Source organism: Morganella sp. BCCO 40_0007 (assembly GCF_032989665.1).
GTDB lineage: Bacteria > Pseudomonadota > Gammaproteobacteria > Enterobacterales > Enterobacteriaceae > Morganella > Morganella sibonii.
Map to the genome: position 1 here is coordinate 433,945 of NZ_JAVBIN010000002.1, position 20,455 is coordinate 454,399.

The window sequence follows — 20,455 nt, forward strand, 5'->3', positions numbered from 1 at the left end:
CTGTTATCGCGGCGGCAGGCACAACAAGAGGGAAAACGATGCGTAAGACAGCAATCGCAGCAATCGCCTTATCGGCACTCATTGGTACTCAGGCTTTCGCGGACACCGCGCAGCCGGGCAAAGGGGTCAAAGTGCTGCCTGTACAAAGCACCATTACTGAAGAAACCTTTCAGACCCTTATCGTCAACAAAGCACTGGAAGAACTCGGCTATGATGTGCAGCCTATCCAGGAAGTGGATTACAACGTGGCCTATGCGTCAATCGCCAACGGTGATGCCACCTTTATGGCAGTAAGCTGGGTGCCGCTGCACAACTCCCAGTACAAAGCTGCCGGGGGTGACGACAAATTCTACCGCAAAGGGGATTATGTCGTGAATGCCGCCCAGGGGTATCTGATTGATAAAAAGACCGCTGAAAAATACCACATCACCAACATTGAGCAGCTGAAAGATCCGGAAATTGCCAAACTGTTTGACAGTAACGGCAACGGTAAAGCGGATCTGACCGGCTGTAACCCTGGCTGGGGCTGCGAGGCCGCCATCAACAACCACATGAAAGCCTATAAGCTGACAGATACGGTTGAGCATAACCAGGGGAACTATGCCGCGATGATGGCAGACACTATCACCCGTTATAAAGAGGGCAAACCGGTTCTCTACTATACCTGGACACCGTACTGGATCAGTGATGTCCTGAAACCGGGCCGTGATGTGGTCTGGCTGGAAGTACCGTTCTCCTCCATGCCTGACGGTGAGAAGATCGATACCAAACTGCCGAACGGCAAAAACTACGGCTTCCCGCCAAGCACCATGCATATTGCAGCTAACAAAGTCTGGGCTGAACAGAACCCGGCTGCCGCAGAGCTGTTTGCCGTCATGAAACTGCCGGTTTCGGCAATTAACGCCCAGAACCTGCGCATGCATAACGGCGAAAATTCACAGGCGGATATTGAACGTCACGCCAATGCCTGGATTAAAGCCAATCAGGCTAAGTTCGACGGCTGGATTGAACAGGCACGAAAAGCCGCTGATAAATAACCGGATCTGAAAAATCCGTCCGGCGGCCATAGCAATATGGCCGCTGAGATTGCTGACAAAGCAGGATAAAACGTGGTTTTTCCTGCTTTGTGTTATCAGCCGAAAATCAATAAATTGATTTTCCCGGTTTATTTTTACAACCTCTGTCGGTCGTCGCCACCCCCTGCGGGTTTGTCAACGGCCCGGGCGGCCATAGCAATATGGCCGCTTTTTTTCCTCAATAAAACGTGACAAACATCACAAAACCGATACCCTTTCCGGTCTGCTTTCTATATAGTACCGCTCCGTAGTACCCGTAATCATTTCATACTCAATCAATCTTATAATAATCATGAAAAAGAAAACCATTGATGCGGTTCTGACACCTCAGCTTATCTGCCTGATGGCAATAGCAACCGGGTTGTTAGTCGCAAGTAACTATTATGCACAGCCTTTACTGGAGACGATTGCCGCACAATTCGGTGTAACTGCCGGTATGGCAGGCTTTATCGTCACGACCGCGCAGCTCAGCTATGCCGCCGGTCTGATGTTTCTGGTACCGCTCGGGGATAAATTTGAGCGCCGCAACCTGATCGTCACCATGACACTGCTGTCCGCAATCGGGCTGGTCATCTCCGCCCTGTCACAGACGCTCTGGCAGTTACTGCTGGGTACCGCACTGGCCGGGATGTTTTCCGTGGTGGCGCAGATTCTTATCCCGCTGGCGGCGACTATCGCCAAACCACAGCATCGCGGCAAAGCGGTCGGGATCATTATGAGCGGCCTGCTGCTCGGCATTCTGCTGGCACGGACCGTGGCTGGTGTGCTCGCGGAATTCGGCGGCTGGCGGACGGTCTACTGGGCAGCCTCCGGACTGCTCGTTCTGCTGGCGCTGATCCTGTATCTGCGCCTGCCGCAGTACAAACAGGTGTCTGATCTGAAATACGGTCAGTTACTGGCCTCCATTGTGACACTGTTTATCCGCACCCCGGTTCTGCGTGTCCGCGCCGCACTCGGTGCCATTGTCTTTGCCGCATTTGGTCTGCTCTGGACATCAATGGCCTTCCTGCTGGCATCCGATCCGTTTAACTATTCCGAAAGCACCATCGGACTGTTCGGCCTCGCCGGTGCCGCCGGTGCACTGATGGCCGGTCCCGCCGGACGTTTTGCCGATAAAGGCAAAGGCCGCCTGACCACCAGCGCCGGTCTGCTGCTTCTGCTGCTCTCCTGGATACCGCTGGCGCTGAGCGGATATTCTGTCGCGGCTTTTGTGGCCGGTGTGGTGATCCTTGATCTCGCCGTGCAGGCTGTTCATGTCACCAATCAGAGTACCCTCTACCGGATGATGCCGGAGGCACGCAGTCGCCTGACCGCGGGTTATATGACCTGTTATTTCTGCGGCGGTGCATTCGGTTCACTGCTTTCCGGCTATGCATACAGCCACTACGGCTGGGATGGCGTCTGTTACAGCGGTGCCGCCGTCAGTGCCCTGGGCCTGGTGATCTGGCTTGCCGGGAAGAAGTATGATGTCCCGCAATCCGGCGAAACAGCCACGCATCAGCAGCCCTCACACACCTGATTCCTCCGTAAAAAGCACCTTCCGGTGCTTTTTAAACTCAAAAATCAAACAAAAGTCGCATAATAATCTACCACTCGTGGATTATCCCTTCATAAAAAGTTACAAATAACACTGTTAATCAAAGAAAATAATTTTTGACCACGTAAAATAGATACTACAGCAATAATCACTGACATAACGGCTAATGAAAGTCATTTGATATTCTTCATTATCATGGTTCACTAATAAAAATTGACGTAATTTATGAAGCAAAAATTACGCATAATCAGAGTCAGCCACCCGGTAATGAAAATGTAAGTGATTTGCTAAATAATAAGTGATATTTGTGACTAACATTCATAAAATTTATGAATGAGTTGGCATTATCAGAAGAAATGTAGTGATATTAACCTGCTATAATTGTTAAATTAATCTTTTGACCGGCCACCCCGCCGGGCCATAGCCGGGTTAACATACCAACAGAAACTAATAAGGTATCTCAATAATGGAAAGTTCATTTACACCGACAGAAGAGTTGCTTAACAGCCGGATCACACAACAGAATAATCTGGGTGCGGATCTGCCGTATCAGGAAATTTTACTGACCCGGCTTTCAATGCACGTTCAGAGTAAATTATTAGAAAAACGTAACAATATGCTGAAATCTCAGGGGATAAATGAAACATTATTCATGGCCCTGATGATTCTGGATACTAAAGAATCTCACAGCATTCAGCCTTCAGAACTCAGTGCAGCACTCGGCTCCTCCCGCACCAATGCGACCCGTATCGCGGATGAACTGGAGAAAAACGGCTGGATTGAGCGCAAAGAGAGCCACAATGACCGCCGCTGCCTGCATCTGCACCTGACAGAAAAAGGTTCCGATTTTCTGCACAGCCTGCTTCCGCCTCAGCATGATGCATTACGTCATATCTGGTCAGCGCTGGACAATAATGAGCAGAAAGACCTGGAAAAACTGATGCGAAAATTACTTATTCAGCTCGATAAGAGCGACAACTAAATAACCTTTTATTGTTTAAGGTTAATGAATAAGAGCTTTTCTCAATAAGTATGTGTAAAAAAACCTTTTCTGTTGGCCCGGATCCTTTATTCTTCACAGGCTGACATTTCTGACATCAATTGATGTGCTGACCATCCCGGCTTGCAGTTGTCGTTAACCACAGTGACGACAATAGCAAGCCTGTCTTTGTTGCGGTTATGTCATACAACACCTTAAAAAAAGAACAAGATCCGGAGATAACTGATGAGTGTCAGTGAGGAAACTCAGGCTGCACAGCCCCCTGTCCGTAACAAAAAACGACAACGCCGTAATGCGCTGATGTTGCTGACGTTACTGTTTGTATTACTGGGGGCGGCTTATACCGTTTACTGGTTTATGGTACTCCGCCACCATGAATCAACCGATAACGCCTATGTGACCGGTAATCAGGTCATTGTGATGTCACAGGTATCCGGCAGTGTCACCACTGTTAGTGTGGATAATACCGACTACGTGACCGCCGGCACACTGCTGGTTCAGCTCGACAAGCGGGATGCCGGACTGGCGCTGGAAAAAGCACAGGTCGCGCTGGCAAACAGCGTCCGCCAGACACATCAGCAGATGATCAACAGCCGCCAGTTACTGGCCGGTATTGAAGTCCGCCGCTCAGAACTGACCCGTCTGCAAAATGACCTCCGCCGCCGGGAAGTGCTGGGTGCACAAAATCTGATTGGCAAAGAAGAGCTTCAGCATGCCCGCGAAGCGGTAGTCAGCGCCAAAGCACAGCTGGATGTCGCCACTGAGCAGTTTAATGCCAATAAAGCCGTTATTCTCGATACCCCGCTGGGCGAACAGCCTGCGGTAAAACAAGCGGCTACTGAAGTACGCAATGCCTGGCTGGCGCTGGAGCGGACTGATATCCGCAGTCCGGTGGACGGCTATGTCTCCCGCCGCAGTGTGCAGGTCGGCGCACAGATCACGCCAGCCACCCCGCTGATGGCGGTCGTACCGGCAACCGGCATGTGGATTGACGCCAACTTTAAAGAAACACAGCTCAGTGCTATGCGTATCGGGCAGCCGGCTGAAGTGATCACCGATTTCTACGGCGATAAAGTGGTCTTTACCGGAACCGTTACCGGACTGGATATGGGTACCGGCAGCGCGTTCTCACTGCTTCCGGCACAGAATGCCAGCGGTAACTGGATTAAGGTCGTTCAGCGCCTGCCGGTACGTATCGCACTGGACCCGGCGCAACTGGAGCAATACCCGCTGCGTATCGGTCTTTCCGGTGATGTCACCGTGGACACTCAGAATACTGACGGCCCGGTGCTGTCAAAAAGTGTACGCACCGATCCGGCCTATCATACCAATGCCCTGAGCATTGATATGCAACCGGCTGATCAGATGATCTCAGAGATAATCAGCCGCAATGCCGGTCAGTAAGGAGTCAGGGTTATGCAGGCGCCACTGACCGGAGCAAAACTGGCCTGGATGACGATCGCCCTGTCACTGGCGACCTTTATGCAGGTGCTCGACTCTACCATCGCTAACGTGGCGATCCCGACGATCGCCGGTAACCTCGGTTCTTCTAACTCTCAGGGAACCTGGGTGATTACCTCATTCGGGGTGGCGAATGCTATCTCCATTCCGATCACCGGCTGGCTGGCCAAACGGATCGGCGAAGTCCGTCTGTTTATGTGGTCGACGGCATTATTTGCCATCTCTTCCTGGTTATGCGGTATTTCCAACAGCCTGGGCATGCTGATCTTTTTCCGCGTGATCCAGGGTCTGGTGGCCGGGCCGCTGATCCCGTTATCACAAAGTCTGCTGCTCAATAACTATCCCCCGGCAAAACGCACCATGGCGCTGGCACTCTGGTCGGTGACAATTGTTATCGCCCCGATCTGCGGGCCTATCCTCGGCGGTTATATCAGTGACAACTATCACTGGGGCTGGATTTTCTTTATTAACGTGCCGTTCGGGATTGTGATCATGATGCTGACCGCAAAAACCCTGGAAGGCCGGGAAACCAAAACGGAAATTCGTCCGATCGATACCGTCGGGCTGATCCTGCTGGTGGTCGGGGTCGGCTGCTTACAGATTATGCTCGATCAGGGCAAAGAGCTGGACTGGTTTAACTCAACGGAGATTATTGTCCTGACCGTGATTGCGGTGATCGCCATCGCCTTCCTGATTGTCTGGGAGCTGACGGATGACCACCCCGTGGTGGACTTATCACTGTTTAAAAGCCGGAACTTCACGATAGGCTGTCTCAGCCTCAGTCTTGCTTATATGCTCTATTTCGGCACCATTGTTCTGCTGCCGCAGTTGTTACAGGGGGTATTCGGCTACACTGCCACCTGGGCAGGACTGGCCTCCGCGCCGGTCGGTATTCTGCCGCTGCTGATCACGCCGCTTATCGGTAAATATGCGCATAAAGTGGATTACCGGATCATCGTGACATTCAGTTTCATTATGTATACCGTCTGTTTCTACTGGCGCGCCTATACATTTGAACCGGGCATGGACTTTGCTGCCGCTGCCTGGCCGCAGTTTGTACAGGGGCTGGCAATTGCCTGTTTCTTTATGCCACTGACCACCATTACCCTCTCCGGCCTGCCGCCGGAAAAAATGGCGTCGGCATCCAGTCTGTCAAACTTTACGCGGACACTGGCAGGGGCTATCGGGACATCCATCACCACCACGCTGTGGACACAGCGGGAATCGATGCATCACGCCAATTTTGCCGAGCATATCAACCCGTTCAGCCCGGATACACAGCAGATGTATCACACGCTGGGTGAAATGGGGATGTCGCAGCAGCAATCGTCGGCTTATATTGCAAAAGTGATCACCGACCAGGGGCTGATTATCTCTGCCAATGAGATTTTCTGGCTTTCAGCCGGTGTCTTCCTGGTACTGATGCTGCTGGTCTGGTTTGCCAGACCTCCGTTTACTGCCGGTGGCGGTGACGGCGGCGGCGCGCATTAAGAAAAAAGGAAAGGCACTTCGGTGCCTTTATTTTTATTTCCAGCTTAAATAATAAGATGAGATATATTCATTTTATGATTTATTAAACAATAATAAAACACAACTTTATTAACAGAATAATCACTTGCTCTTAAAATCATTAAATTGCTATTCTTATTTCACCGCAGGAAAAAACACTTTTCAGTTGCGGTATTAATATCACGGATGATTATTTATATAACATTCACAAGGGAGTGTGACCATGATTTAGCATCATTAATACGGTTTGCCATAATTTTTATTTTTAATGCATATTTTTGCACCATGCTCCGGCATGGTTTTTTTATAATATTAATATCTGTTATTAATAGCAGTCATTCCGCTACAGCCGGTATGATTGGCGCGCTGACAGACAGGTGAACAAACTGCAGGATATCCATGAGCGCATTGTTAGATAAATTCATAAATCTCTGTAATATTCCGAAGTGGGATATTCATAACTACCTTCCGGGTAATCAGAATAAAAACCAGGATACCATACTGACGGATTATCATCTGACACGAATTGCAGAGCATTATTATTTTCGCCATAACATCACAAAAGATATTTATTTGTGTTTACAGGGTGATGTTTACTTTTATATTCTTGCTGAATATCTTGATCAGGTCCATTGTGTACTGCCATTATCACCGACAAATAATCTTCAGCATCACATTTCAGAAAAAACATTCATGAACATCATTAATAATAAAGGTGATGTTCTGATGGCCGGAAAACTCTCACTGGATGACGGACGGATTAAATGCTGGCGGCCGTTTGACTGTTTTACCGGTGATATCGCCAGGTATCACCGGGCTCTGGACTCTGATGCCATCAAAAGCCTGCTGACACTTCATCTGATCAATTAAAAAACCCGGCACACGCCGGGTTTTGAGCAATCGCTGTCAGAAGTATATCAGCTGACTTTATTCTGCTGCCACCAGCGCGCCAGGATAATCCCCGTTGCAACTGATACGTTCAGGCTTTCCACATTGCCGGTGCCGCCGACTGACAGGCGCATATCCCCGCCTTCCCAGACCGCGTCACTCAGGCCGTCACTCTCTTCACCCAGAACCAGTACCATTTTTGCAGGCAGTGTGGCTTTCGCCAGATCAGTGCTGCCTTTATGGCTGGAGGTGGTGACGATGGCGTAACCTTTTTTACGGAATAAATCCAGCGTGTCAGTCAGACCATCCGCATCAATCCCGACCAGATGCTCAGCGCCGCCTTCCGCAGTACGGACAGCCGCACCGGATTCCAGTATCGATGCATCCTGGAGGATCACGCCATTGACACCGAAGTGGGCACAACTGCGCATAATACCGCCGAGGTTATGCGGGTTACCGACGTTTTCCAGCGCCAGCACGCAATCCTGCTCACCGGCAGTTTCCAGATAGGTTTCCGCACTCACACCGCCGCGTTTTTTAATCAGGAAACAAACGCCGCCGTGATGTTCTGTGCCGGACGCTTTTGCCAGCTCTTCCTCATCCACCACATGATAGGCTTTGCGGTTGGCCGCCAGCCATTTCAGGGCATCGCGGAAACGCGGTGTGACGGACTGAACAAACCAGGCCCGCACAATACGCTCAGGGCGGCTGCGGAACATTGCCTGACAGGCATTTTCCCCGTAAATACGGGTTTCTTCCTGACGCTGACGGCGCAGCTGGGCAGGATCAATCTGGCTTTTACCGCTGATACCACCGTGATCAGGGAGCAGTGCTTCTCCGTCTTCTGACGGCTGGCGGGACACCGTTTTCCACGGTGAACGGCCGTCATCGGAATAACTGCCCTGACCTCTGCGTTCGCCGCGATCGCCGCGATCACCACGGTCACTGCGGTCACTGCGGTCACTGCGGTCACTTCGTTCGCCACGGTTGCTGCGTTCATTACGCTCCCCGCGCGGGCCGCGGCTGTTACGGTCGCCGCGATCCGATCCCCGGCCGCCGCGTCTGTCTGATTTTTTCTGATCGTCCGGTTTATCCTCACTGCGGACATACATCACTTTTACTTTGCCGTTTTTACCATTTAAAGAGTCGTTCATGTGTTTCTCCCACGCCATTTCCGGGGGCGAAGATTACCCGATATCGTCCGGACCTGCCGGTTACTGTCACCGGCCGCCCCCGCCGGAGGCGCTGAACTCAGGCGCCCCCGCGAAAAATCATGCTATTGTGCAGCGTTAACAGTACAATGCATACTGTTTTTTGTGAAACCAGCCGATAAAAATGAAGACCAATTCTGTTTACCAGTTACGCCAGCGGCGTCTTGCACAATCCACCCGCGTTTTCCGCGCCCGCGGATGCCGTGTAGTCCGTTGTAATTACTGTTTATTACCCGAAAAAAACTGTTTGTGCGATACCATACAAACACAGGATGCACGCAGTCAGTTCTGCCTGCTGATGTATGATACAGAGCCGCTGAAACCCAGCAATACCGGGAAGCTGATTGCCGATGTTCTGCCGGATACACAGGCATTTCTGTGGTCGCGTACCGAACCGGACGAGGCTCTGCTCACACTCCTGAAAGATGACACCCGTCAGCCGTACCTGATTTTCCCGCAGGCGTATGCCACACCGCCGCGTCAGGTATTCAGTGATGTACCGGAAAAGACAAAACCGCCGCTGTTTATTCTGCTCGACGGCACCTGGCCGGAAGCCCGCAAAATGTTCCGCAAAAGCCCGTATCTGGACGGAATCCCGCTGCTCTCCATCAATGATCTGGCTCAGAAAGATTATCTTCTGCGGGTCGCCGCCCGGGAAGATCAGCACTGCACCGCCGAAGTGGCTGCCGCCGCACTGATGATGGCCGGGGATACCGCAGCCGGAAAACAGCTGCTGGATCACTTCACCTGCTTCCGCCGTCAGTATTTGAAGGGTAAGTCACATCTTCCGGTAGCACAAATCAGAGCAGAGGAGCTGCTTTTAGGCTAAATTAAAGCACACGGGAATCCGGTCTGAGGAGAACACCATGAGTCAGCGCGGCCTTGAAGCATTACTCCGGCCTCAATCCATTGCGGTTATCGGTGCATCCGAAAAACCCGGACGGGCGGGTTCCCGGATGATGAGCAATCTGCTCAGCGGCGGTTTTGCCGGACCGGTTCTGCCGGTCACACCATCACGCCGTTCCGTGCAGGGAGTGCTGGCATATCCGTCTGTTGCTGCTCTGCCGCTGGTGCCGGATCTGGCCATTATCTGCACCCACCCCAAACGCAATAACGGCCTGCTGAATGAACTCGGTGAGCTCGGCTGCCGGGCGGTGATTATTCTCTCTGCCCCGGCGTCACAAACCGCTGAACTGAAACAGACCTGCCAGCACTATAATATCCGCCTGCTCGGCCCGAACAGCCTGGGATTACTTGCGCCCTGGCAGGGACTGAATGCCAGCTTTTCCCCGGTACCGGTCCTCAAAGGTAAACTGGCATTTATCTCTCAGTCTGCCGCCGTTTCCAATACCGTGCTGGACTGGGCACAACAACGGGAAACCGGGTTTTCTTACTTTATTTCACTCGGCAGCAGTGCGGATATTGATATCGACGATATGCTGGATTTTCTTGCCCGTGACAGCAAAACCAGCGCCATTCTGCTCTATCTCGAACATATTCATGATGCGCGGCGTTTTATGTCCGCCGCCCGGAGTGCCTCACGCAACAAGCCGATTCTGGTGGTCAAAAGCGGCCGGACCCAGCGCGCACAGTTGCTGACCGGTGAGACACCAAGTCTGGATATCGCCTATGATGCGGCGATCCAGCGCGCCGGTCTGCTGCGGGTACAGGATACCCACGAAATGTTTTCCGCCGTGGAAACCCTGACCTTTATGAAGCCGCTGCGCGGCGAACGCCTTGCCATTATGAGCAACGGCGCGGCACCGGCAGCCATGGCACTGGATGAACTCTTCCGCCGCCGCGGTAAAATTGCCGGTCTCAGTGACGAAAGCAGTGCCGCACTCGCGGCAGTGCTGCCGGATGATTTTGTGATAAACAACCCGCTGGATCTGCGCGATGATGCCACGGTGGATCGCTATATCGCCACCCTGAATATCCTGCTCGACAGCCACGATCATGATGCTCTGCTGATCCTGCATTCCCCCAGCGCTGTTGCGCCGGGCAAAGAAGCCGCCGCCCGGATTATTGCCGCTGTCGCACAGCATCCGCGCAGCCGCTGGCTGACAATATTCACCAACTGGAGCGGCGAATACTCCTCACAGGAAGCGCGCCGCCTGTTCGGTGAGGCCGGTATCCCCACTTACCGGACACCGGAAGGGGCGGTGACGGCGTTTATGCATATGGTGGAATTCCGCCGCAACCAGAAACAGCTGGCGGAAACGCCCGCCCTGTCCGAAGGACTTACCGCCAACCGGCAGCAGGCACATCACTGCATTGACAGCGCTCTGAGCCGTCAGCACACCATACTTGATACGTATGAAGTCGAACCGGTGCTGGATGCCTACGGGCTGAATATTCTGCCGACCTGGATTGCGCATTCTGCGGAAGATGCCGTCACTATCGCCGAAACACTGGGGTATCCGGTGGCACTGAAACTTCGCTCACCGGATATCGTGCATAAATCCGATGTGCAGGGTGTCATGCTTTATCTGCGGGATAAACAGGAAGTCGCCACCTCGGCAGCGGCCATTATTGATCGCGTGACACAGAATTTTCCCGATGCCCGGATAGACGGCCTGATTGTTCAGTCGATGGCTAACCGTGCCGGAGCACAGGAACTTCGGATTGCCGTTGAACAGGATGCGGTTTTCGGCCCGGTGATTATGCTGGGGGATGCCAGCCGCCCGTGGCATGACGAATCCCCGGCTGCCGTTGCCCTGCCGCCGCTCAATATGGCGCTCGCCCGTTATCTGGTCATTCAGGCCATTCAAAATAATAAGCTGGCTGCCGGCAGTGCGCTGAATCAGCTGGATATCGCGGGACTGAGCCGGGTACTGGTACAGGTTTCCAATCTGATTACCGATTGCCCGCAGGTCGTTAAGCTCGATTTACACCCGCTGCTCGCATCCGGCTCCGGCTTTACTATTCTGGATGCCACCATGACGCTGGCACCGGCTTCCGGTGACGGCCGTCAGCGCCCGGCTATCCGCCCCTACCCGGCAGAGCTGGAAGAGAATTTCCGGTTAAAAGACGGCGCTGAAGTACATGTCCGCCCTATCCTGCCGGAAGATGAACCGTTACTGAAAGCCTTTATTGACCGGGTCACCAAAGAAGATCTTTATTACCGTTATTTCAGCGAAATCAGCGAATTTACCCACGATGACCTGGCAAAAATGACTCAGATTGATTATGACCGTGAAATGGCCTTTGTAGCGGTGGACAGCAGCGGTCAGATTATCGGGGTGACGCGGGCAATGTCCGACCCGGATAACCGGGAAGCCGAATTTGCCGTGCTGGTGCGGTCAGATATGAAAGGTAATACGCTGGGTTATCAGCTGATGCACAAACTGCTCGCCTACACAAAATCGCGCGGCATCCTCCTGCTGACGGCCATCACCATGCCGGAGAACCGCAATATGATCCGGCTGGCTAAAAAACTCGGTTTTACCGTTGAAACGCAGTTTGAGGACGGTATCGTCAACCTGACGCTTCATCTGAATTCCGAAATGGCCGCAGCGCAATAGCCAAAAACGAACAACGTGATAGATGACACAGACTTAGCGCTCACTTAAGCAGAAAGTGAATTGCTGCGCACAATCAGACAAACTGGTGATATAATCTTTTGATCTGTTCATCTTTTCATTACCGGCCCGGTTTTGGTTATTCTGTCACCGCCGCCTATAACTAAAGAGATAATTCGCACTGTGATGTTGTCAAAATTCAAATCCGCGAAACACCAACAGCACCTTGCACAACTGCCGAAGTTAGCACAGTCAGCGGATGATGTTGAAACGCTGTTCCATACCCGCGACTTTAAAGGGCGTCTGTTAGCAGAAATCGCCGGTGCAAAAAAAACCATTTATATTTCTGCGTTATATATTGAGCATGATGATGCAGGCCGGGATTTCCTGGATGCGTTGTATGCTGCCAAACAGGCCAATCCGGAACTGGATATTAAAGTCTTTGTTGACTGGCACCGTGCACAGCGCGGGCGTATCGGCGCAGAAGCTAATGCCACCAACGCCGACTGGTATCATTCCGTTGCGGCATCTCACTCTGATTTGCTTATCCCGATCTTCGGGGTGCCGGTAAATACCCGCGAAGCACTGGGTGTTTTGCATCTCAAAGGCTTTATTATTGACGACACCGTCATTTACAGCGGTGCCAGCGTCAATAATGTCTATCTGTATCAGCATGATAAATACCGTTATGACCGTTACCACTTCCTGCGCAATCCGGAACTGGCGGCGGCGATGAAGCTGTTTATTGATGAAATGCTGCTGCCGGAACAGGCAGTGCAGAAACTGGATACCGAAACCCGCGTAAAAACACCGGAGATCAAAAACCAGATCCGTGATTTCCGCATGAAACTGCGCCAGGCCGCATACCATTTCACACCTCAGGCACTTCCTGATGATCAGCTGGCCGTTACGCCGCTGATTGGCCTCGGCAAAAAGAACCGCCTCAATAACACCATTGAGCATCTGATGTGTTCCGCGCAGGAAAAAGTGGTTATCTGCACGCCGTATTTCAACCTGCCGTCAACGCTGGTACGTATTATCAGCCGCCTGCTGCGGGACGGGAAAAAAGTTGAAATCATTATCGGTGACAAAACCGCAAATGATTTCTATATCCCGCCGGAAGAGCCGTTTAAAATCATCGGTGGTCTGCCTTATCTCTATGAAATCAACCTGCGCCGCTTTATGCAGCGTTTCCGCCGGTTCTCGGATAATGAGCAACTGACCATTCGTCTGTGGAAAGATGATGACAACACCTATCACCTGAAAGGGATGTGGGTGGATGATCAGTGGCAGCTCATCACCGGTAACAACCTTAACCCGCGCGCCTGGGGACTGGATCTGGAAAATGCGATCCTTATCCGCGATCCGAAACAGGAACTGCATGCGCAGCGTCAGGAAGAGCTGGCCAATATCCGCACTAATACAACCATTATCCGCAGCTACAGCGAGCTGGATAATATCCGTGACTATCCGGTCAAAATCAAAAAACTGCTGCGCCGTCTGCGCCGCGTCCGTCTTGACCGTCTGATCAGCCGTATCCTCTGATACACACCTCCCGGCTCCGGCCGGGATTTTTTTTATCTCATCTGCGGAGTGTGGTTATGTCCGTGACATTGCGTACCGGTTTAATCGTGTCTTTCAGCCTGCTGCTGAATTCAGGTTGCTCGATGCATCTTGCCAATGACAGCTGGACCGGCCGCGATAAAGCGCAGCATTTTGCTTTTTCAGCCGCAACAGCGATTGCCGCTAATGCTTACGGCGATCACCAGAACTGGCAGCACCGGCACAGCGCACAATTCGGTATCGGATTTTCTGTCGCACTGGGTGCGGCCAAAGAATTTTACGACAGCCGCCCCGGCGGTACCGGCTGGAGTGTGAAAGATTTTGTCTGGGATGTCGCCGGTGCAGTTGCCGGTTACAGTCTGTACCAATCGCTGAAATAAAAATCCGATGACCGGACAGTGTTAATTTTGTGAGCAATATCACACACAAAATGATTTGTTACCTTTTGTCTTTAAACAGTAACATCTCCCCTGAAAATTTAAATAATTAATAACCTTTCGATTTAAATCGTGTTATTTATTTCCATTTGTTTTTTAATGGTGAAAATTAAATTTAATTCAACGTAAAAAATACCGATATGAAAATAATACTTTCATCATTAAAACAACAAGAAAAATAATGATTAAAATAAAAAATCCGGAATGAAAATAATATGTCTAAGTGCAAACACCTATATTAAAAATAAAATAATAACGTATTCACAACGTTAGATGACAGCAATAAGAATCCACTTATTTCCTTCATAGTAAAAACCCCGTAATTGCCTGATAATTATAACTATCATCCTTTTTCATTTTACCTATATTCCGAACACAGGCTACTATTATGACATTCAAACTTTCACAAATTACCGTATTGGTAGTTAGTGCGCTTTCCGTATCTGCGGGAATGGCGGCTACCGATATTGATATCGTTGGCAATAAGACATCCGGTGGTACCGGGTCTTATCAGACAGAATTTACCGGTAACTCCCTGACTAATTCTGCTGTTGAATACACCGGCTCAATCAAAGACAGTAATGTAACGTCTGTTTTTACCGGTGCAGAGTCAGGAACCCGCCACGTAACCATAACAACTGACGAACATAACATCGACCATTATCATTACACCTACAGTTATTACTACTCTCCGGTCAATGTAAACGCTATGGATATCGTTAATTCTTCTGCCGATATCAACGGACAGGCCGATAAACTTAAGGTCAGCGGAAAATCGGTTGTTAAAATAACCGGTGCGAATGCTTATGCAAAATACCGTGGTGCTTCAGTGCCGCATATTTCCGTACCGGGATATAACGAAACATACGGCGATAATATAAACCGCACGTCTGCCGTTATCACTCTGGGTACCTCCGGTGGTACGTACGGTGATAACTCGGAACAGGTTCTGGATGGCTCTGCGATGGGCAAAACAGAAACAGTTGGTGCCGCGACAATCACCACCAGAGGAACGTTTATTGATGACGGGCGTCTGGACCCTACAGATCACGGTGAGTATTTAGTATCTGACAGTGACACGTTCATAGATAACGCAACTCAGACCGTTAACAACAAATCACTGTCCCGTAACGCTAAATTTACCGGTGCCAGCCAGCAGTATCTGAACGGCGAAAGTGACTCCCGCAAAGCTATTGCTCTTGATTCCACCTTTACCGGTGATAAAACGACGGGTCAGCGGGCCGGACAGACTGTCAATAATCACGGTCTGGCGATTGATTCAAAATTTGACTATGCCGACCAGACTATCAATACCGGTGGTGTTGCCAAAGGTAACACCATTAAAGATGGTGATCAGGTTGTCAAAGGCACAGCAGAAAAAAATAGCATCACTAATGGTAATCAGACCATTGGTGCCGGCGGTAATGCCACCACAAACAGTATTGATAACACCAATGGCACTCACGGCCTTCAGTTAGTCAGTGGTACAGCAACTGACAATACCCTGAAAAACGCCGGTCAGGTCATTGAAAAAGAGGGTTCCGCAAAAAATAACGTTATCGATAATGCCGGTGCTGATCACGGCATCCAGGTCGTGCGCGGTAAAGCGATTGATAATACGCTGACCAACACCGATCAGCGTGTTGAGAAAGATGGCCGCGCCTCCGTTAAAAACGATATCACTGACGGCAGCCAGCTTGTGGACGGTTTTGCTGAAAACAATACCATCACTAATAAAGCCGGTAATCGCGGTAATCAGGTTATTAACGGCACAGCCAATAACAATACGCTGACCGAAACGGATCAATTTGTCGGTAAAAACGGTATTGCCGGGATTAAAAACAGCATCACCAACGGCAGCCAGGTTGTGGAGGGTTTTGCCGAAAACAATACCATCACTAACAAAGACGGTAATCGCGGTAAGCAGGTTATTAACGGCACAGCCAATAACAATACTCTGACCGAAACGGATCAATTTGTCGGTAAAAACGGTATTGCCGGCATTAAAAACAACATCACCAACGGCAGCCAGATTGTGGAGGGTTTTGCTGAATACAATACCATCACTAATCAGGCAGACAAACGTGGTGAGCAGGTTATCAGCGGTACTGCTAATAATAACAAACTGACTAATACCAATCAGACAGTTAAAAAAGGCGGTCTGGCCGGAGTTAAAAATGACATCACTGATGGTAATCAGTATGTCGGCGGTACTGCCGTTAATAACACCATCAACAATACTGATGCCAAAAAACCGGGCGAACAGATTGTCAGTGGTACAGCAACCACTAACGAGCTGAACAATGTCAGTCAGGTGATTAAGAAAGGCGGCCTTGCCACCGATAATACCCTGACCGGCAATTCTCACTTAACCGTTGAAAATGGCGGTGAAGCGAAAAATAATACCCTCAACGGCGACATCAATATGATTGTTGAGGCGAACGGTAAAGCTACCGGTAAAACTATCTTTAACGGTAAAAACCATCTGGATCTGTATGCTGCCACCATCAATGGTGCGTATGCGGAAGATCTTGCTCTTAGCCAGACCAAAGGCAAAAGCACCGTCACCGTTTATGAAGGCACTCAGGAGCACGATACCGTCACTATCGGTAAATTAAACGGTAAAGCAGCGGTGAATTTTGACCACCGGAGCAACCCGGCAGGTCATACTCAGATGAATATCAATAATCTGGGTAACAATGATCCGGCTCAATATGATAACACCACGTTAGATTTCACCCTGAACAGTAATATCCTCAATGGTAATTCTGATTTTATCAATACGGATAATGCGTATGGTCAGCACTATGTCACCATCATTGAGCGGGATACCGGTAAAGAAGCGGTTCTGAACCGTCCTCAGTCCGCCGATTTTGCCTATGTGAAAAACGTGGCCGGTGACAGCAATGCTCTCTTTGGCATGAAAGATGCTGACGGGAAAATTCTGGATCTGATGGATGCCGGTACTTATATCCACAATATTCAGACCCGTACCGGTGCCGGTAATGACACCACATGGTCATTCACCGCGACAAATCGCCTGACACCAAGCGCCCGTGCGGTACTTGCACTCTCCTCCGCACCGCAGCTGATGTACAACAACGAAGTTGATCATCTGCGCGCCCGTCTGCACATGCTGCGTACCAGTGACAGTGTTGAGAACGGTCTCTGGATGCAGGGTATCGGCAATAATACCAAAGTGGATAAAGATCAGGTTCAGTACAAACTGAAACACGCCGGTCTGGAGCTGGGCGCAGATTATCAGTTGGCGTTAAACAGTGACAGTAAACTGGTTCTGGGCGGATTCACCGGGTTTGATAAAGGTGATGTCAAAAATGAATGGGCCGGTACCAGCGATATCGACAGCTACACCTTCGGTGCCTATGCCACTTACCTGAATACCAATGGCTGGTATGCAGATGCATTACTGAAATATAACCATTTTGATAATAAACTGAAGACAACGTCCACCAACGGTTATGATGTCAGCAGCGATAATTATTCCACCTCTGTCTGGGGGATGGCACTGGAAACCGGTTATTCCTTTACCTTCAGTAACCAGACTTTTATTACGCCGTACGGTCAGTTAGCCTACAACCAGATGGGTAGTAAAAACATCACACTGAGCAATGAAATGGAAGCTGAAATCAAAAATCAGCGTTCATTCACCAGTGAACTGGGTGTGAATGCCGGTAAAGATTTCAGTTTCAATAACGGCCTGATGTTCTCCCCGTACGTAAAAGCAGCGTGGAATCATCAGTATGAGAACGGAAATGAAGTTGAATTTAACCGTTATAACACCATTAACAGCGATCTATCCGGCAGCACAGGTAAATTCGGTGCCGGTTTCAATGCCCGCTATAGCAACATGAATATTTTCATGGAATTACAGCATATTGCCGGTGATGCAGTTTACTCGCCAATCAACGGACAGATCGGTATCCGCTATAACTTCTGATGCATTGTCAGAACCTGAAAAAAGCTGCCTTATGGCAGCTTTTTTCATCTGGTTAATGATACATTCACAGTAAATAATAAATGCCATGAAAAATATATTACCCTCAGAAATAATATATCAGTCACTTTACAGATAATGCAGGAAGAAAAAATCAAATATAATCAAGATAGCCTTGCCGGATAATGTCATTCAATTTCTTTATACGATAACGAATGTTTGAACGCAACCAGCTGTCCTGTGTCCATTCATTATCAACCGTTTCCTGGCCAAACAAACGTGATGCAATTTCACGCTGAGAACAACCTTTGTTAAGGTTATCCATGATTCTTAGTAATAACTTATTATCCTCAGAGAGTGATGAACATTTTGATTTATTATCAAGCACCTCATTGATAATGTCTATATTATTCTTTTTACTGTTCAACTCCAGGGATATATATATATATCTATTAAATATATCCTCAGTATCACTTCCGGGATTAACAAAAAACTGGAAGTAACCGTGATTATTGAAGACCTTAATACAGTATATTCCATTATTTAAAATGATGGTTCTGTAATCGATATTCTCTTTTTTTAAGATATTCTCTATTGATAAATTGCCTTCATGGCTCAGCAATACCCTGAATGAGCGTCTGCTGAGCCCTTCTGCCCAGAAAACATCATCCGCTGCACACTCCGGGTTTACATACCTTAATAAACCCCATTTTGTTTCCGCATTCATATCTGCGGTGGTTTGTCTTTGCGGGTCGTCGTAGTGATGTATCCCGGATGTATTACAGTGTAATTCCCAGTCTTCAGCGTACTCTGGAATTCTGCGCAGAAACTCCCATGCGATGTCGATACTTCCTTTGATACTCATAACAATACCTCTGCTGACCTGATACTATCTGAATATAAAGATGATTGTATTTTTTTAACTAAATTATTAAAAATAAAATTAATATATATAGCTATATCAATCAACCAGAAACAACAATATTCTATTTTTATGTTAAAATCATGCCGAAGTAAAAGAACATAAAATGATAATTAACATAACAACACTGAATAAACTTATGAAAAAGATGGATTATCAATGACATTGCCATGTTTTAATTTATAGTTACACTCCCTGATTTTAAGACAAATCCTTATATTTCACGCTTCTGTAAAATATAACAACATTAAGATTTGTCCTCGTAAATCCTACAAGGTGATAATTATAATTTTAAATTTATCCCTTTTTCAAAAACAGACTCCGATATTAGGATAAAATAAAACAGGGCGCTAATAGCTTCGGGGTGTGATAATGAATATAAATGATCACGATATTTACGGTGTGGAATTCGACCCGCTTTTCAGTGAGATTGAAGCTATTCTGACTCAGTCTGAAGAGTCAGCAAATCCGTTGTCAGGAGAAGATGAACTTCCGCAAATTAACTGGATTACTATTTCAGAAAAAACCAGCGAGTTATTATATCAGTATAAAGATCTGCGTGTCCTGCTGTGGTCATTACGGGCAAATCTGTATATTGACGGAATTTCATCATTATTCAGCGGAATAAAAAACTTAAGTGAACTGGTTGAAAGTAACAGTGAATCATTATATCCGAAATCAGAGGATGGCAATATCCGCAGCGGTCATGCTGCGGCGCTGGGATGGTTATCTGCATCGCAATGTATTTCAGAACTGAAGCAGACAAAAATCACCACTGACCATCATTATACCCTGAATGATATCGCCTCCATCGACAGCAGTGAAATACGGGATAATTATGCCTCATCGCTGAGTGCATTATTAACATCTCTCACAAACAGTGATGAGATTAATATCAGTAATATTTCCGGGCATTTTTCCTCGGTTATACAGTCGCTTGATAAAATTGAAGAGTATGCCAACCAATATACTGACGGTTATATTCTCGATTGCAGCGTACTGAAACAATTCCTGACGCGCTGTATCACTACCCTTAATCATCTGACCGCGTTCTCTGATGCAGATAATCATGAAGAACCGCAGGCGTTACTCCCTGACGGCAATCATCCGGATACGCCGGTAACCGCATCACCAAACGGGCCGGTCAGAATTACGGATATTACATTACGTTCCCGTCAGGAAGTCTTAATTATGCTGGACTGCATACTTGATTATTTTCAGCGTTATGAACCCAGCCACCCGGTTCCGATATTTATCCAGCGATCCAAACAAATGATTGGAATGGATTTCGCCTCAATCGTTGAAAAACTCCTTCCGGAGTCAGTCAGCACATTACAACAATTTACCGGAAAGTAATATTTCCATTATTGCAATG

At 48.8% G+C, this 20,455-nt stretch carries 14 protein-coding genes; 12 read left to right on the forward strand and 2 right to left on the reverse strand.

Annotated elements, in window-relative coordinates:
• The first annotated feature begins 38 nt into the window (after positions 1-38).
• The 6 genes from proX (at position 39) to R5268_RS04140 (ending at position 7,453) form a co-directional block, all read left to right on the forward strand.
• On the forward strand, positions 39-1,037 hold the full coding sequence (gene proX / locus R5268_RS04115) for a glycine betaine/L-proline ABC transporter substrate-binding protein ProX (RefSeq protein ID WP_107680384.1): 999 nt from the start codon (positions 39-41) through the stop codon (positions 1,035-1,037).
• A 331-nt stretch (positions 1,038-1,368) separates the two neighbouring features.
• Entirely contained in the window at positions 1,369-2,595 is a 1,227-nt protein-coding gene (locus tag R5268_RS04120; RefSeq protein ID WP_107680385.1) for an MFS transporter, read from the forward strand.
• Positions 2,596-3,079: 484 nt separating this feature from the next.
• Positions 3,080-3,595 carry a transcriptional repressor MprA gene (gene mprA, locus R5268_RS04125; RefSeq protein ID WP_107680386.1) on the forward strand — a complete coding sequence of 172 codons (516 nt, stop codon included), beginning with the start codon at positions 3,080-3,082 and terminating at the stop codon, positions 3,593-3,595.
• Positions 3,596-3,838: 243 nt separating this feature from the next.
• On the forward strand, positions 3,839-5,017 hold the full coding sequence (gene emrA / locus R5268_RS04130; protein ID WP_046893654.1) for a multidrug efflux MFS transporter periplasmic adaptor subunit EmrA: 1,179 nt from the start codon (positions 3,839-3,841) through the stop codon (positions 5,015-5,017).
• Between the two features lie 12 nt (positions 5,018-5,029).
• A complete protein-coding gene (gene emrB / locus R5268_RS04135) occupies positions 5,030-6,565 on the forward strand; it encodes a multidrug efflux MFS transporter permease subunit EmrB (protein WP_218455181.1) in 1,536 nt (511 codons plus the stop codon).
• Between the two features lie 711 nt (positions 6,566-7,276).
• A complete protein-coding gene (locus R5268_RS04140; protein ID WP_218455180.1) occupies positions 7,277-7,453 on the forward strand; it encodes a hypothetical protein in 177 nt (58 codons plus the stop codon).
• 47 nt (positions 7,454-7,500) lie between these two features.
• Here R5268_RS04140 and R5268_RS04145 read toward each other — a convergent pair whose 3' ends face one another.
• Positions 7,501-8,625, reverse strand: a complete 1,125-nt coding sequence (locus R5268_RS04145) for a tRNA/rRNA methyltransferase (RefSeq protein WP_317418617.1) — start codon at positions 8,623-8,625, stop codon at positions 7,501-7,503.
• Positions 8,626-8,806: 181 nt separating this feature from the next.
• On the opposite strand from R5268_RS04145, the gene R5268_RS04150 reads away from it, so the two are divergent.
• From R5268_RS04150 to R5268_RS04170, 5 genes are all read left to right on the forward strand, one after another.
• Positions 8,807-9,511, forward strand: a complete 705-nt coding sequence (locus R5268_RS04150; RefSeq protein WP_218455178.1) for a tRNA-uridine aminocarboxypropyltransferase — start codon at positions 8,807-8,809, stop codon at positions 9,509-9,511.
• Positions 9,512-9,548: 37 nt separating this feature from the next.
• A complete protein-coding gene (locus tag R5268_RS04155; RefSeq protein ID WP_218455177.1) occupies positions 9,549-12,206 on the forward strand; it encodes a bifunctional acetate--CoA ligase family protein/GNAT family N-acetyltransferase in 2,658 nt (885 codons plus the stop codon).
• A 183-nt stretch (positions 12,207-12,389) separates the two neighbouring features.
• Positions 12,390-13,748 (forward strand): CDP-diacylglycerol--serine O-phosphatidyltransferase, encoded by a 1,359-nt coding sequence (gene pssA / locus R5268_RS04160; protein ID WP_317418777.1) that lies wholly within the window; start codon positions 12,390-12,392, stop codon positions 13,746-13,748.
• Positions 13,749-13,804: 56 nt separating this feature from the next.
• Entirely contained in the window at positions 13,805-14,146 is a 342-nt protein-coding gene (locus R5268_RS04165) for a YfiM family lipoprotein (RefSeq protein WP_218455176.1), read from the forward strand.
• Between the two features lie 445 nt (positions 14,147-14,591).
• Positions 14,592-18,161: an autotransporter outer membrane beta-barrel domain-containing protein gene (locus tag R5268_RS04170; RefSeq protein ID WP_317418616.1), complete on the forward strand. Its 3,570-nt coding sequence runs from the start codon at positions 14,592-14,594 to the stop codon at positions 18,159-18,161.
• 151 nt (positions 18,162-18,312) lie between these two features.
• On the opposite strand, the gene R5268_RS04175 is transcribed toward R5268_RS04170, so the two are convergent.
• Positions 18,313-19,023 (reverse strand): DNA -binding domain-containing protein, encoded by a 711-nt coding sequence (locus R5268_RS04175; RefSeq protein ID WP_182104774.1) that lies wholly within the window; start codon positions 19,021-19,023, stop codon positions 18,313-18,315.
• 429 nt (positions 19,024-19,452) lie between these two features.
• Here R5268_RS04175 and R5268_RS04180 point away from each other — a divergent pair, with 429 nt between their 5' ends.
• On the forward strand, positions 19,453-20,436 hold the full coding sequence (locus R5268_RS04180) for an ImpA family type VI secretion system protein (RefSeq protein WP_317418615.1): 984 nt from the start codon (positions 19,453-19,455) through the stop codon (positions 20,434-20,436).
• The last annotated feature ends 19 nt before the right edge of the window (positions 20,437-20,455 follow it).